Source organism: Bacillus sp. ISL-47, assembly GCF_018613175.1.
Taxonomy (GTDB): Bacteria; Bacillota; Bacilli; order Bacillales; family Cytobacillaceae; genus Cytobacillus.
This window is the reverse complement of the sequence record NZ_JAGGQS010000015.1, coordinates 1-14,661: the sequence shown is the minus strand read 5'-3', so window position 1 is coordinate 14,661 and position 14,661 is coordinate 1. Positions and strand designations below refer to the sequence as shown.

Below are 14,661 nucleotides of genomic sequence, written 5' to 3'. Positions count from 1 at the left end.
CCTTCATGGCTCGGGACTTTCACCCTATAGACTGCACCCATGCCGGGCGCACATGAAAAAGACCGTGGATTATTATCCGCGGTCTTTTCTATTTATCACGAGGGAACCCTCGCCTTATCCGTTAAAAACCCTTCTATAATCCTTTTTAACACTTCCCTATCCATATTCAGCAAAGGAAGCCCTGCAGATGTGAGCATTCTTTCTGTATGACCTGTTGGAAAATCAATTGTACGCTGAAAATAGCTATGGAAAATGCTCATTGAATCATAAAAGGCTTTTTCTTCATTAGACATATCATCGCTTGATGATAGTGAATGCATCTGTAATTGCGGGAAATCCAGGATCTCTTTCACAATCGATAAAATCTCTGACTGCCGCGGCGGGTTAGGATTTGTGATGTTAAAAATATCACGATTCCTGCTATGGAACAAGGCTGCTTCCAGCACTTCAATAACATAATCGACAGGCACAAAATTCTGAGCTACTTCCGGATCTAAAAAAATCCTGCATTTCTTGTCTCCCTGTCTCCGGTCTGCCCGCTTTTTTAAAATCTTAACTCCTTTTAAAAATCCATACAGGCCAAAATTGGTGTCTGCTTCTCCAGTTTTTGAATCACCAATAATAATGCCGGGCCGGAGAATGACTGTTTCAAGTTTATTACTGTAACCGTAAACCAAATGCTCTGCCTCGCACTTTGATGCTTCATATGGATTCACAAAGCTTCTATCCATAGAATAAAGCGTTTCTGATCCTGACGTTTCTTGTCCGACCGTATATGCAGTACTTATATAGAATACTTTACAACAGCTAATTTCCAATGAAAACTCCAACACATTCTTTGTTCCTTCAACATTCACTTGATAAGTTCTATCCCGGTCTTTTTCATCAAATGACAGCAATGCAGCACCATGATAGATTGCATCGATCTCACCAGTTAAAGATTTCACGAGCTCCATGTTTAAACCGAGATTCTTTTCTGTAACATCACCTTCTAAAATATGAATCTGCCTGGAGTAGCCCTCTCCTTCTTTATCCATAAAAGCGTTCAATCGATTTCTATTTCTTACTAATAAATATAGTTCATGTCCCTGATCCAAAAGCCTTAACGAAAGCTTTTTTCCCAGAAAACCATTTGCACCAGTAATCAATATTTTCAATGAAGAATCTCAACCTTTCCTACCAACCATCTTGTTTAAAACTTTAGCGGGAATTTCAGCTAAAAGCAATGGAAATACCTTTCACTACCCCTCAGGCTGTACAGGAAAACATTAATATGATTGGAAATCAAACATTTTATTTTAATAAAACGCTGTTTTCGCAAAGTTTGTTGCTTTCAAACCAATTTTAATCACTGAGTTGATTGGAGCGGAAGGCGCGAGACTCCTACGGGAGTAGCGTTCCAAGGGAGACCCCACAGACGCAGAGCGTCGAGGAGGCTCCCGGTAGCCCCGTGGAAAGCGAGTGCCTGCAGCGGAAATCAACGGGTAGAGTTCTTAAGCAAAAACAACAATTTATACGAAAAGAGCCTAATAAAAACATACTACTATTAGGGAGTGAAAAATTGATAACAGTATGCTGCCGCCAGCCCCATTATTCTTTCAGTATGAATCATCTAGAAAATGCTGCTCCCGGATAAGTACAATTGAAACTTAAGACTGTTTTCAGAACCATCCTGTACAAACTCCCTGAAAAGGCAAAGCTGCATTTTCCTTTAGCAGAATACCATTCAGTCATATGGTATAAATCACCTTTCAATCACAATGTTACTAAGAATCTCCTCTCTTCTCAAAAGGATAGACCATTTCTTTATCAAGGCCAATTTGTTCAAAAAAGTGATCCTGAATAAATTCATTAATTTCCATTAATTCTGATGGAGTTGGAAAAGTAGAGACTTTTATGGTAGGGATGTACCCAATTAGATTGGTTGAATCATGATAATCTGTAGAAATGATCAAATCAAACTCTTCGTACTTAGAGATCAGATCCATGCTTGAAGCATCCAGAGTTGAAATTGCCAGGTGATTTCCATGCTGATACTTAAGAATTTCTCGAATATAATCTTTTTCATAATATGTTCGGCACACTAAAGCAACTTGTATCGTGTGCTGATTTTTTTTTCGTAAAATCGCAGCCTGAAGGAGTGTAAAAATCTCGAGTACATCCAGTTTCTTTATGATAAGAGGAACCTTTGAAAAAGCTTTTATTGCGCGCTCCTCTATCGTTTGGAAAATGGTATTGGACTCATAATAAGGCAGGTATTGAAGCATTGAATTGCGAATGGTTTCTGTTTTAAATTCATTTTCAAGCGAAATTCTCTTCAACGTTTGATAAATATGAAATAAAAAAATATCATCCTCCGTAAGATTAAACCCAACATAAGTTGAAAGACTATCCAGGAAAATGGCAAACGGGTGCTCTCGCTCTCCTATTTTTCTCCCGCGGAGATATCGGAGATGCTGAGACCTGTTAATCGGTCTTTCCTCACTCATAAGATAGATAGCAAAAAAGAGTATTTCTTGCAGCTGTATCTCACGAGATGGACTTTTGGCCATAAAATGCACCAAGTCTTTAGAAATTAAAAAAAACTTACTTTCCTCATAAGCTGCTAAAGTGGATTTAGAAAATGAAACAAAATACCCCATTGAAACGCGCAAATTAGAAATATAGATAATCATCTTAAGTCGCAGCAGTGCCCCGGTCCGCAATGACATGGAATAGTTTGATAGCTGCTTAAGCAATGCGGTTTGAAATTCTTCAAAATTGACCGAACTAATGGCATCCTCTGTTTTAAAGGCCATCAAATCCAAATATTGAATAATAAATCGCCTAATATTTTTTTCATCACCCACTAGTTTAAACGGGCTGGCAGTCAACGTTAACTCCGCCTCTTGCAGGACATCCTGAAGCTTTTCAATATGGCGGTATGCAGTGGAACGGCTAATATGGACCTCCTGCGAAATTTGCGAAATATCCACGCCGTCATTTAAAAGGATTAATTTCAAAGTATGAAAATAGGAATTCTTTTCTCTTATATGCCCCAATATGCTTTCTAGCGTTCCGCTTTCAGGCTTAGACAGCCGAATCCCGAAGGTTTCATGCTTTTCAAGCTTCCAATCATCAGGCAAGATCGTTTCCAGAAATTCAAGGTCACGCCAAATGGTGCTTTTGGAAAACCCCGTTTTGTCTGCTAATTGTGCTAAACTATTCCATTTATTTTCACTAAGCAAGTAAAAAATTATATCTGAATAACGTTTGTAAAACCGATTCATTTTATCACCTATCATATAAGGTTTCTCCTTTATTCTTTCTCTTTACCTTAAAAAGTATCCTATACAACTGTCTCTATTTGCCAAGCTTTCATGCCCGCAAAAAAAGACATGCTCACAAGAACATGCCTTTATAGATGTACTCAAAATCATAGCCTTAACCATGACTAGTTTATACTGACCCAGCCTCTTTTGATGGCCAATAGAACTGCTTGCGTCCGGTCGTTCACTCTAATTTTTCTCAGAATGCTGCTCACATGGTTTTTAACGGTTTTATCGCTAATGAATAGAGCTTTGCTGATGCCAATATTGCTTTTGCCATCTGCAAGCAGCTGAAGGACTTCGCATTCCCGCCGTGTTAACAAGTGCAGCGGACGCTCCACTCTTGACCCTGAAGCTGCAGCACTGCTAAGATTGGATGAGGCAAGTTTACGATATTCTTCAATAATATTCTGAGTAACCCTTGGGTCCAAATAACACTTGTCATCCGCAACAGCTTCAACTGCTTCGATTAGTGCCTTTGCCCCCATATCTTTTAACAAATAACCCTTCGCACCAAGCTGGAGCACACTGGTCACATAGTTCTCATCGTCATGAATGGATAAAATAATAATTTTGCTATTAGTTTTTTTTTCAATCAGTTTGCTGGTTGCTTTAATCCCATTCATATAAGGCATGTCGATATCCATAATAAAAACATCAGGCTTATAGGTCTTTTCTATCATAAGTGCATCCCGGCCATTATCACCCTCTGCTACTACTTCAAAATTCTCTTCAAGCTCAAGGATCCTTTTTACTCCCTCTCTGAAAAGTTTATGATCGTCTATAATAGCAATTCTAGTAGTCATTTAGCTTTGCACTCCTACTCAATGTATTCATAACACCTATTCTTACTTCATATAGATAAGTTGGCAATTTCAAATAACCCATCCAGCGCTTATGTGATGATTCATGGTTAAATTGTTCCTGAACAATCCTATTTTACAAAAAAGATTCGCTCTCTATGTTTCAAATGTGAGCTTTTCTGTTTCAACATAGAAATTCACTGGGAGTAAGTGGGAAGTGTCTATAACATTTAACTAGATTAATTAATCCGTTTTTTGTGATATTATCAGTTTAATAAGATCAGGGAGGGAGTTTTGTTTGGCATGAGCTCTTACAAGGATATTTCGAATGGTGTATTTCCTTCCGTTTGCTCATTGGATTGCCCGGATCAATGCGGACTACTAATCCATAAAAAAGACGGAAAAATCGTAAAGATTGAAGGAGATCCCAATCATCCGGTTACAAAAGGCAATATCTGCAATAAAGTGCGGAACATGCCTGCACGGTTATATGATGAGAAGCGGCTGCAATATCCCTTAAAGCGGGTTGGCAGCAAAGGCGAAGGCCGGTTTGTGCGTATCAGCTGGAAAGAAGCCATAGACACCATTACTTCACGCTGGAAAGATCTAATAAAAAGAGATGGACCGGAAAGTATCCTGCCATACAGCTTCTATGGAAATATGGGCAGACTCAGCGCCGAAGGAATGGACCGCCGATTCTTTCATAAACTCGGTGCCTCGCGATTGGATAGGACCATCTGCCAGTCTGCGGGTACTGTCGGATACAGTTATACAATGGGAGGCAGCTTTGGCATCGATCCTGAAGACACCAACCATTCACAGCTGATCATTTTCTGGGGCATCAATGCCGTCAGCACCAACATGCACCAGGTTGTGCTGGCACAAAAGGCGCGAAAAAAGGGTGCTAAGATCGTTGTGATTGATGTGCATAAAAATCAGACTGGCAGAATGGCCGATTGGTTTATTCCGATCACCCCTGGTACAGATGCCGCACTTGCGCTGGGGATTATGCATATCCTTTTTTCCGAAAACATGGTTAATGAACATTTTCTGCATGAATACACAGTCGGACATGAAGAGCTGCGCGATCATGTAGTCCAATACGATCCAGCAACCGTTTCAGGCATTACTGGAGTTCCAATTGAGGACATTTACAAGCTGGCTCGTATGTATGGAAGTACGTCTCCCTCTTTTATCCGGATTGGCAATGGGCCGCAGCATCATGATAATGGCGGAATGTGCATCCGCACCATTTCCTGCCTTCCTGCCCTAACTGGCCAGTGGCTTATTAAAGGCGGCGGGGCCATTAAAGGAAACTCGGGTTACCTTGCTATCAACACTGCAGCCTTGCAGCGTCCTGACCTTTTGAAAAATAAAAATACACGGATGATTAATATGAATCAGCTTGGTCAAGCCCTGCTGGAATTGGAAGAGCCGGTTAAGTCTATGTTTGTGTATGGTACGAACCCGGCAGTTGTAGCGCCGGATGGCAATAAAGTACGTAAAGGATTTCAGCGGGAAGACTTGTTTCTTGTAGTCCATGATTTATTTTTAACAGAAACCGCTAAATTTGCTGATATTGTACTGCCCGCTACTTCTTCCTATGAAAATACGGATCTTTATACCTCATACTGGCATCATTACCTGCAAATCCAGCAGCCAGTGATGGATGCTTATGGGGAGTCTAAATCCAATGTGGAGGTCTTCCGTCTACTTGCTGATGGGATGAACTTTGATGAATCTGTTTTTCAGGAAACAGAAGAGGAAATGATTCAACAGGCGCTTAACTTTCTTGCTAATCCTTTTATAGAAGAGATAAATATGGAATCTTTAAAGGAAAACCAATTCATAAAAGCGAAGGTAAAACCGCTTTTCCCTGGCAAGCTTCCAACACCAAGCGGGAAAATAGAATTATATTCTCAGAGAATGAAGGATGATGGTTTCCCGCCTCTGCCAACTTATATTCCTTTGGAGGAAAAAGGCAGCTTTCCTTTCTTATTTGTCCCGGCACCGAACCATAATTTCTTAAACTCTACTTTCTCCAACAATGAAAAGCATGTTCAGCTGGAAAAGGAGCCTCGCCTTCATATGAATGTAAAAGATGCAGAAACGGCAGGTATCAAAGATGGGGATATGGTGCGAGTATGGAATGTTCGTGGAGACTGTGAGATGAAAGCAGCTGTAGGTGAAAACGTCCTGCCTGGTGTGGTAGTTTCACAAGGCCTTTGGGCAGAAGCTCCTGGCACCAATCAGCTTGTCAACTCCCTGACCCCTGACCGGCTTTCTGATATGGGCGGGGGAGCTGTGTTTTTTTCCGGAAGAGTTAACGTAGAAAAGGGCAAATTGTAGAGCAAAGTATATAAGAGAATCGCATTAACCCCTGCAGATTAACTGCAGGGGATTTTTACTTTTTTCCTTTACCATTCTACTAATTTAACAAAATTTATGTTTATGTAAAAGACTAATGGGAATGATTAGTATGTAAATCTAATATTTGGAGGTTGAATATGTATATCCACAAAAAAGAGCTATTGTTTCCCGTTGATGTGAAAGAACCAAATCCGGCTTATGCGGCTGCAGTGCTAGAGCAATTTGGAGGAGCTAATGGAGAATTAAAGGCTTGCCTTCAATATTTTGCACAGAGCTTTAGCACTCCTGATCCAGCTATTCGTGATCTTTTGATGGATATCTCTACAGAGGAAATTTCCCATCTTGAGATGGTAGGGGCATGTATTACACAGCTTATGGGTGGCCCGGATAAAGAACAGATGATGGATGAACTGGGCAGTGACGAGCGGAAAATGGCAGGAGAAGGAAACCTCCTTTCTGACGCAAAAGGCTATGTCAATCATATGATCCATCAAAATTCAACGGTGCTAAAAAGCACAATCCTTGACGGCCATGGCCTTGATTTTGTGGATTCATCAGGCACTCCGTTTACCGGAAATTTCATTAATAATGTCGGTGACCTTGTTGCCAACCTTCAATCGGACCTGGCAGCCGAGCTTCGCGCTAAAAAAGTTTATGAAGAACTGTATCGCCACGTAGCAGACCCAGGTGCAAGAGAAATGTTCCAATTCTTAATCGACCGGGAAGCAGCTCATGCAACCCTTTTCGAAGAAGCAATCGAACGTGCTAAAGGTATGGAAAATAAAAAGGCTGAAAACACTGGGAACCATGTGAACTTTTATCCGAATCTATCTACCGGCGGCCAAGCTATGACTGAATTTAAGTTTGCCAAAAACTCCGAAGTGTTTGAAGGTCCAATTGCGAAGAAAAAATAATAGAAAAAAATCCCTCTGACTACGAAGAGGGATTTTTAATTTTCCAAATGAGGGTTTTCAACCTTATCACAGGAATCTATATGTCTATTATACTCCCTTAACTAGCTCCTTCATTGAATTTAATTTGGAAGAAAGCTCAATGAACCATTCTTCATCCCCTGTTGAAAGTGCCAAGTCTATTAGAAAGTGAATTTGTTCCTTGTTGGCCACTTTAGACTCAGGTAATCGCTTAACTCTCCTGCTTAACATTTGTATGGTTTTTCCAATCGTTTCTTGATTATCACTTGTCACTACTTTTACTTGTACTATACCTTTCATTATATCAAGAGTTTCAATATAACCTAGAATCAATTCACCTTTTTGTGTTTTTCCCTTAATCCAATCCCCTACTTTTAATATTGAATTATTATTAGCCTGCATTTGTTTCACCTTCTTATATTATTTTAGTTCCATTAATTTTAACTGTATTCTAAACCATACCCCAAATTAAGTGATTTACACCGATAGGTCAAACTGTAACTTTTTTTATTACATTTAAATAAGAAAAAATCATGCGGTATGGAGTCACCATTACCGCTTTATTGTTCCTGATTGATAAGGTCGATAATTTCTTTTATGGTAAAGGTCTTTAAATACTCTCCCATATGTTCTTCAGCACCTAAAAAAATGGCAAATAGAACTCTCTGCATATTCGCTCCCACAATACACTGTTCATTCGATTCCGGACATTTAGGCTGGAGTGTACCTTCAGAAGTAATTTTATAAAGATCCCAAAGATTAACTTTATCTAAGTCAAGCGCAAAAATAAATCCGCCGCCATTACCTTCTTTTGACTTAATAAATCCATGTTTTTTTAACAGACTTAACACTTTACGAATGCGAACAGGGTGAACACCTGCACTCTCGGCTATGGCATCGCTTGTTGACATCCGATCCGGCTGCAGCGCAAGCAGGGTTAAACTATGAATGGCAAGTGTGAATTCACTGTTCATGTCCGCCTCCTAAATGATAAGCAATTATCTAACTGTAATAATAAACGTTACAGTATAGGATGTCAAGCATTGTACCGCCCAGGTGGCAATGGGCAGCCGCTATGCTCGCGAAGCGTATTACACAATCACCAATAAATTTTTAAATCGAAAGGCTCTATTCGTATAGATTGTTGTTTTTGGACTATAAAGCTTGCCCGTTGATTTCCGCTCCAGTCACTCAAGCTGCCGCGGGGAGGAACAGAGCTCCTCGGCGTTTCCCGCTCCCTCTCTTCCCGCAGGACATTGAATAAACTCCTTCGAATAGACACCGCACGAAGGAAATGCGGCAGCATTTACGAGGATCAAGTGCCTTCCACTCCAATCAACTCAGTAATTAAAACTAGTTTGTAAGCAACAAACTTTGCGAATACAGCCAATTGATAAAACTGATTAAGATGACGCATATACACGGTATTAATAATGCACTACTCAAAACCGCTCATAGATTAAGTGATATCATTTATTAAAATCAACATAAAAAGGCTGATACTCATCATTCAGGCAATACTCAATCCTTTGCCTGAAATTGTTCCATGTAACCATTTTCAAGGCTTCCTCAATGGAAAAGAAACCTACTTCCAGGCTCTCTGAACTGGTTGTCAATTTGCCTCCAACGGGTTTTCCCAGAAATAAAGTATTGCATATGCAATCACTGACATTTTGGAAAACACCGCAGAATTTCATAATTTCTATTTCGATCCCTGACTCTTCCTTCGTCTCTCTGATTGCTGCAGTTTTAAGAGACTCTCCCTCTTCAACCTGTCCGCCTGGCATTTCCCATCCTCTTCGCGGACCTTTGATCAGCAAAATTTCATTATTGTCATTTAAGACAATGGCAGTTGCTGACACAATATGTTTTGGCGGGTTCATTTTTATCAACCTGCTTTCATAAACATCTTATATTTTGATCGTTTTATGGGATAAAGTTTTCCGCTGTTTGGTTTGGCAGTTATGCGCCGCTTTCCTTTCTTATGGACCACTTTAGAAATTTTGTGTGCAACTTTTTTAATTTATAAACCACAGTTGGCTTACTTTGCATCATTACTCTTACCGTCCTTAACAGATTTTCAAGCTTCCAACTAACAAACCCTATTTACCTTGCCTTTCAAGCCTTTTACAAAAAGTTCAATCTCCTCTTTACTCTTCAACACAATGATCTTTTTTCCTGCAGCCTGAAATTTCATTAGCCGTTCTTCCATCTTTTTCTTGCGGGATCCATAAGTTGTAATGATGAATTTAATAAATGGCCAGTCCATTTTTTCCTGGCACCCCTCTGCCATGTCCGGCCGGGTTCTGCCAATGTTGGTTATCCACCTTTTCAAAACCCGGTACAGGCAGATGCATAATGGAAGCTCAAGGTATATAACCGTATCGCACCTCTCCGCCCTGATATTAAAGGTATTGCTGTAATTGCCTTCCATGATCCACTGTTGCTTTTTGACAATTTCCCTCTGTACTGCCGAAAATTCTTCTAGTTCGCTCTCAACCCAGCCTGGCTTCCAAAATAGAGAGTCCAAATGAATAACCTCTATTCCTAATACTTCTCCGATTTGCCTTGCAAACGTGGATTTCCCTGCCCCTGCCGAGATTCCAATTACCATTATCCTCTTCAAAAATAATCAGCCCGCTTTCGAAAAACTATTTACCCTAAAATATACCTCCATGGAACCTGCAATTTTAATTAACTCATCTTGAGATGTTGCTCCTTGCCATAATTCTTTAAATATACGGTATTAGCTTAATTTAAGCCTCTGCTATAACCGTTTACAAAAAATCACGAAAAAAAGGATTCATAATTGTCTATATCTATAGGTCTTTATTATGTGAAGGATAATTAAATGGGGTAGAAAAATTTATGTTCAAATAGCCATTATTTATGTCCGGATAGCCTTTTTTATAAGCGGATAAAATTTCATGTTCACTGAGCCAGGCTTTATTAACGTATAGGATCCCAAGCACACTGGTTTTAATTTATTCAGTTTCATAAAAAACACCTTACATATAGGAATAATAACCCAACATAAGGAAAAATATATAATTTATACAACCCAACCGCTTTTTCAGGAGGCTTTAGCAATGCACCAGAACAAGACACGTTTAACGGCAGCTGAAATCGCTTGCCTATGGACATCTTATATGAATGACAGCATGGCAAAATGCGTTTTAGGATTCATGCTTAAGCATCTGGAAGATAAGGAAATAAAAGGCGTGGTCCAATATGCATATGATTTGGCATCCGGACATTTGAAGAAACTGGTGAAGTTCTATAAACAGGACAAACTTGCCCTTCCTGATGGTTTTTCAGACAATGACGTCAATATGAGTGCACCCTGGCTATTCTCTGATATTTTCTGTTTAACCTATGTGAACCATATGGCAAGAACGGGGCTGATTTCCTATGGCGGTTTTCTGTCAATGAGTTCAAGGGAAGACATCTCCGATTATTATACAAAAGGGCTATATGAAACATCGGTTCTTTATAACAAATCCAATAGGATCGCCCTAACAAAAGGACTGCTTGCGAGACACCCTTATATTGAAACACCAAAAGTAACGGAGTATATAGACAGCAAGAGTTATTTAAGCGGATTAAATCCGCTGGCGAATAAACGGCCCTTAAACGCAATTGAGATTTCCCATTTATATATGAATGTTATGACCAACGCGATGGGGGTAAATTTAAGCCTCAGTTTTGCCCAGACCTCCCCCACTAAAGAGGTTTCAGATTTTATGCTCAGAGGGGCTGAAATAGCAAATAAGCATATTAAGATTTTTACAGATATATTGCTGCAAAATGATATCCCTACCCCTCGTTTGCCTGATGTCAGTGTGAGCAATTCAGTTACACAAACCTTCTCAGATAAGCTGGTTATGTTTCATATGAGTTTAATTAGCGCTGCTGGAACGGGAAATTATGCAACTGCGGCCGCTGCCAGTCAGCGAAGCGATTTGGCCATGAATTATGAACGCTTATCTATTGAAATTGCCAAATATGCTAAAACCGGGGCCGATATCATGATCAAACATCACTGGATGGAAAAGCCTCCCGGCACGAAAGACCGAAAAAAACTGGCCAGTAATAAAAGCAGCTCTTGAGGGGTTTAGGACCGTACGATAAAAGAAAGAAGAGCTTAATCGCTCTTTTTTTATTTTTTGGAAACCGAATTTTTGAATGGATCACATTTGTTCACTTGAATGGATCATGCGTATCAATGCATTTCCTCAATGTCCCCCAAAGTGAGCTTCTCGGCATAAGGCGATCGGTTGTTATTTCAGGCAAGTTAAAGTTCAGTGACTTCATGTAACGGCCATTCATTGTAATTCTATTCTTCTCGCAAAGCACACTCCAGCACCTCTGTCAGTACCTCATATCACCCTTTGAAATAATCTGTTACTGTTTTTGGCTCAATTAATATTCTTTCCTTAGATTCAAATTTCCCTTCAAAGTCATGCATATTCTTAACATTCATTCGGTAATATACCTGATACCCTAACCATGGATATGGACTGCTTTCATTCCATAATAAGTTCTCACTATGATCAACAATAACATGTCCCATAAGCTTACTATCACCTTCCACATAGCCCTCTTCCATCGCTTCACGTTTTAAACATTTTCCGGGGGATTCAACACTTTCAAGGTGGCCGCCTGGAATATCCCTGCCGCGATAATTTAAGTTAACTAACAAAAGTTTCCCTTTATAAAAACAATAACCATGAACGCTAGTGATTAACTTAAACACAGGCAGCTTTTTTGCCTCTTGCCAAGTGAGTTTAATTATGGCCTCTCCCCAGTTCACATAGGTAGCAGTCATCTTTCTTTCCTCGTTTCAATTGATTTTTCCACTTGATTACTTTCTCCACAGATATACATCTTACCTTTCGGAGGTGCTAATTTTGTCCGCAATGGTTTAACTTAAAGGTTTTTCCGAAAAATGCTATAATAGTAAAGTATTTTGGAAAAGAAAGGCATGATCCCATTGGCAATGACGAAGAAAAAACGTGTTTTAAAAGAAGTAAGACAGATAATCATGATTACGATTGGAGCCATAATTGCAGCAGCGGGGCTTGAGTTTTTCCTGGTTCCCAATAACATTCTTGATGGCGGAGTAATCGGCCTTTCAATCATTGCTGCTGAGTTAACCGGGATGACCATGAGTTTATTCCTGATTATTTTAAATTTGCCATTCCTTTACATTGGCTATCGAAAAATCGGGACCAAGTTCACCATACATACTTTATATGGGGTTATCGTGTTATCTGTTAGTACAGCCTACTTGCATCAATTTGAACCGGTAACAGATGACTTATTTTTAGCGACGATTATTGGAGCCGTTATTCTCGGAACAGGTGTCGGCCTCGTAATCAGAACCGGCGGGTCTTTGGATGGGACTGAGATTATTGCCATCCTCGTCAGCAAGAAGCGTCCTGTATCAGTCGGCCAATTTATCATGATTGTCAATGTCTTCATCTTCATCCTTGCTGCCTTCCTGGTTTTTAGCTGGGAAACAGCTATGTACTCGATTATCACTTATTACATCGCTTATAAGATGATTGATATTGTCGTCGAAGGTTTGGAAGAATTAAAATCAGTTACAATCATTTCGGATGTTCCCGAAGAAATTTCGGATGCACTCATCAAACAATTAGGCCGTGGAATGACCTATATTCAAGGACAAGGTGTATTTACAGGCGAGCCAAAGAAAATTATTTATACCATTGTCACCCGAATTGAATTATCAACATTGCGTTCGATTGTGGAAGACATCGATCCAAATGCCTTAGTGGCTATTGAGAATATTGCAGATGTTAGCGGAAGCAATTTTGATAAAGGGCCCTCACATTAATCAGATCATAAGTAAGAAAAAGGCAGTCTCTCACTAGAATGAGGGACTGCCTTTTTTGTTAAATAAACAGCAGCAGACTTAGTGCCATAACGGCCATCCCGGCAACGAGACCGTAAATGGACGTATGCGCTTCATCATATTTCTTCGCAGCCGGCAATAATTCATCAAGAGAAATGAAAACCATGATGCCTGCAACTGCCGCAAAAATCACGCCAAACATTATATCATTTAAGTATGGCATTAGGATTAGATAAGCCACCAATGCCCCAATCGGTTCTGACAGCCCGGATAAAAATGATAGTTTAAAAGCTTTCTTCTTGCTTCCTGTTGCATAATAAACGGGTACCGACACAGCAATCCCCTCAGGAATGTTGTGGATGGCAATTGCGGCTGCAATGGCAATCCCAAGGCCCGGATCCTGCAGTGCTGATGTAAAAGTCGCAATACCTTCGGGAAAGTTATGAATGCCAATCGCCAATGCTGCAAAGGTACCCATTTTTAATAGCCCCTCATGCTCAGCAACCTTGCTAGGGTCATTCATTTCTTCCACTGTTCTTACTTCATGTGGATTATCCTGTTTAGGAATAAATCTATCTATTAATGCAATCAGGAGCATTCCGCCAAAAAAGCCGCCCACTGTTGCCCAATTCCCGCTCACGACACCCATTGCCCCTACAAGTGCATCCTTAGCTTTTACGAAAATTTCAATCATGGATACATAAATCATGACCCCTGCAGAAAAGCCAAGTGCTAAAGACAGAAACTTTGTATTTGTTCTAGAAGTAAAAAATGCCATTAAACTGCCTATTCCTGTCGCTAAACCTGCAAACAACGTTAAACTAAACGCAAATAATACTTCCTGCGACATTTTCTTCTCTCCTTTTTAACTGTTGTCAAAAATGTTTCTCCAGGGCAACTTTTGCATTAAAAAAATATATATTCATTGCTTATAAAGTATATGCACATTCTCGATAAAGTTTCCTTTGGTAAACATTTTATCTCCAAGGCAAACTAAATGCAATGAAAAGGTTTATTGTTCGTATAAATCTTCAACTAATTTCTAATATTTTCCCTTAGATATTATAAGGTTAACTTTTATAAATGTGCATTTTTTTTAAAAGCAAATTACCGCACAATAATATTTCCAAACAAAAAAACTCCGCTGTGATATGGACTGACCCACGGTTTTGAGACTTAGAAAAAACACCTATGCTGCCTGTCCTCTATATTCAATAGGAGACAGGTAGTTTAATTTTGCCTGAATGCGTATTTCGTTATAATAATACATATATTGATTTACGATATCTACTAACTTACAATGAGATAGAGAAGATCTTTTTTGATCTTTGAGTCCTTCCGACTTTAGCGAGGAGTGAAAGGATTCGATG

Annotated in this window: 14 protein-coding genes; 4 read left to right on the top strand and 10 right to left on the bottom strand. The window is 39.7% G+C overall.

Features of this window, described 5'->3' with window-relative positions; genetic code table 11:
• Nucleotides 1-95: 95 nt before the first annotated feature.
• From J7I93_RS05985 to J7I93_RS05975, 3 genes are all read right to left on the bottom strand, one after another.
• Nucleotides 96-1,157 carry an SDR family oxidoreductase gene (locus tag J7I93_RS05985; RefSeq protein ID WP_214724283.1) on the bottom strand — a complete coding sequence of 354 codons (1,062 nt, stop codon included), beginning with the start codon at nucleotides 1,155-1,157 and terminating at the stop codon, nucleotides 96-98.
• A gap of 609 nt (nucleotides 1,158-1,766) precedes the next feature.
• A complete protein-coding gene (locus tag J7I93_RS05980) occupies nucleotides 1,767-3,284 on the bottom strand; it encodes an AcpB/EbpR/MafR family transcriptional regulator (protein WP_214724281.1) in 1,518 nt (505 codons plus the stop codon).
• Between the two features lie 149 nt (nucleotides 3,285-3,433).
• Nucleotides 3,434-4,114, bottom strand: coding sequence for a response regulator (locus tag J7I93_RS05975; RefSeq protein WP_214724279.1), 681 nt, complete (start codon nucleotides 4,112-4,114; stop codon nucleotides 3,434-3,436).
• A 300-nt stretch (nucleotides 4,115-4,414) separates the two neighbouring features.
• Here J7I93_RS05975 and J7I93_RS05970 point away from each other — a divergent pair, with 300 nt between their 5' ends.
• Together J7I93_RS05970 and J7I93_RS05965 are read left to right on the top strand one after the other, a co-directional pair.
• Nucleotides 4,415-6,460: a molybdopterin-containing oxidoreductase family protein gene (locus J7I93_RS05970; RefSeq protein WP_214724277.1), complete on the top strand. Its 2,046-nt coding sequence runs from the start codon at nucleotides 4,415-4,417 to the stop codon at nucleotides 6,458-6,460.
• A 158-nt stretch (nucleotides 6,461-6,618) separates the two neighbouring features.
• Entirely contained in the window at nucleotides 6,619-7,395 is a 777-nt protein-coding gene (locus tag J7I93_RS05965) for a manganese catalase family protein (RefSeq protein WP_214724275.1), read from the top strand.
• An 87-nt stretch (nucleotides 7,396-7,482) separates the two neighbouring features.
• On the opposite strand, the gene J7I93_RS05960 is transcribed toward J7I93_RS05965, so the two are convergent.
• The 4 genes from J7I93_RS05960 to J7I93_RS05945 all read right to left on the bottom strand — a co-directional run bounded on the left by J7I93_RS05960 (nucleotide 7,483) and on the right by J7I93_RS05945 (nucleotide 10,039).
• Complete coding sequence (locus tag J7I93_RS05960) at nucleotides 7,483-7,815, bottom strand: IDEAL domain-containing protein (RefSeq protein ID WP_214724273.1); 333 nt, start codon at nucleotides 7,813-7,815, stop codon at nucleotides 7,483-7,485.
• A 158-nt stretch (nucleotides 7,816-7,973) separates the two neighbouring features.
• On the bottom strand, nucleotides 7,974-8,387 hold the full coding sequence (locus tag J7I93_RS05955; protein ID WP_214724271.1) for an Rrf2 family transcriptional regulator: 414 nt from the start codon (nucleotides 8,385-8,387) through the stop codon (nucleotides 7,974-7,976).
• 495 nt (nucleotides 8,388-8,882) lie between these two features.
• Nucleotides 8,883-9,296 (bottom strand): NUDIX hydrolase, encoded by a 414-nt coding sequence (locus tag J7I93_RS05950; RefSeq protein WP_214724269.1) that lies wholly within the window; start codon nucleotides 9,294-9,296, stop codon nucleotides 8,883-8,885.
• Nucleotides 9,297-9,505: 209 nt separating this feature from the next.
• Nucleotides 9,506-10,039 carry a P-loop NTPase family protein gene (locus tag J7I93_RS05945; protein WP_214724267.1) on the bottom strand — a complete coding sequence of 178 codons (534 nt, stop codon included), beginning with the start codon at nucleotides 10,037-10,039 and terminating at the stop codon, nucleotides 9,506-9,508.
• Nucleotides 10,040-10,502: 463 nt separating this feature from the next.
• Between J7I93_RS05945 and J7I93_RS05940 the strand changes: the two genes are divergently transcribed.
• On the top strand, nucleotides 10,503-11,522 hold the full coding sequence (locus tag J7I93_RS05940) for a DUF3231 family protein (protein WP_214724265.1): 1,020 nt from the start codon (nucleotides 10,503-10,505) through the stop codon (nucleotides 11,520-11,522).
• 275 nt (nucleotides 11,523-11,797) lie between these two features.
• Here the strand turns inward: J7I93_RS05940 and J7I93_RS05935 are convergent, their stop codons facing one another.
• Nucleotides 11,798-12,241: an NUDIX hydrolase gene (locus J7I93_RS05935; RefSeq protein WP_214724263.1), complete on the bottom strand. Its 444-nt coding sequence runs from the start codon at nucleotides 12,239-12,241 to the stop codon at nucleotides 11,798-11,800.
• A 156-nt stretch (nucleotides 12,242-12,397) separates the two neighbouring features.
• Between J7I93_RS05935 and J7I93_RS05930 the strand changes: the two genes are divergently transcribed.
• Nucleotides 12,398-13,273: a YitT family protein gene (locus J7I93_RS05930; RefSeq protein ID WP_214988800.1), complete on the top strand. Its 876-nt coding sequence runs from the start codon at nucleotides 12,398-12,400 to the stop codon at nucleotides 13,271-13,273.
• A gap of 58 nt (nucleotides 13,274-13,331) precedes the next feature.
• Here J7I93_RS05930 and zupT read toward each other — a convergent pair whose 3' ends face one another.
• Both zupT and J7I93_RS05920 read right to left on the bottom strand, forming a co-directional pair.
• Nucleotides 13,332-14,141, bottom strand: a complete 810-nt coding sequence (zupT, locus tag J7I93_RS05925; protein WP_214724261.1) for a zinc transporter ZupT — start codon at nucleotides 14,139-14,141, stop codon at nucleotides 13,332-13,334.
• A gap of 339 nt (nucleotides 14,142-14,480) precedes the next feature.
• Nucleotides 14,481-14,661 (bottom strand): IS3 family transposase (locus tag J7I93_RS05920; protein WP_214724259.1); only part of this gene is annotated, 181 nt, incomplete at its 5' end.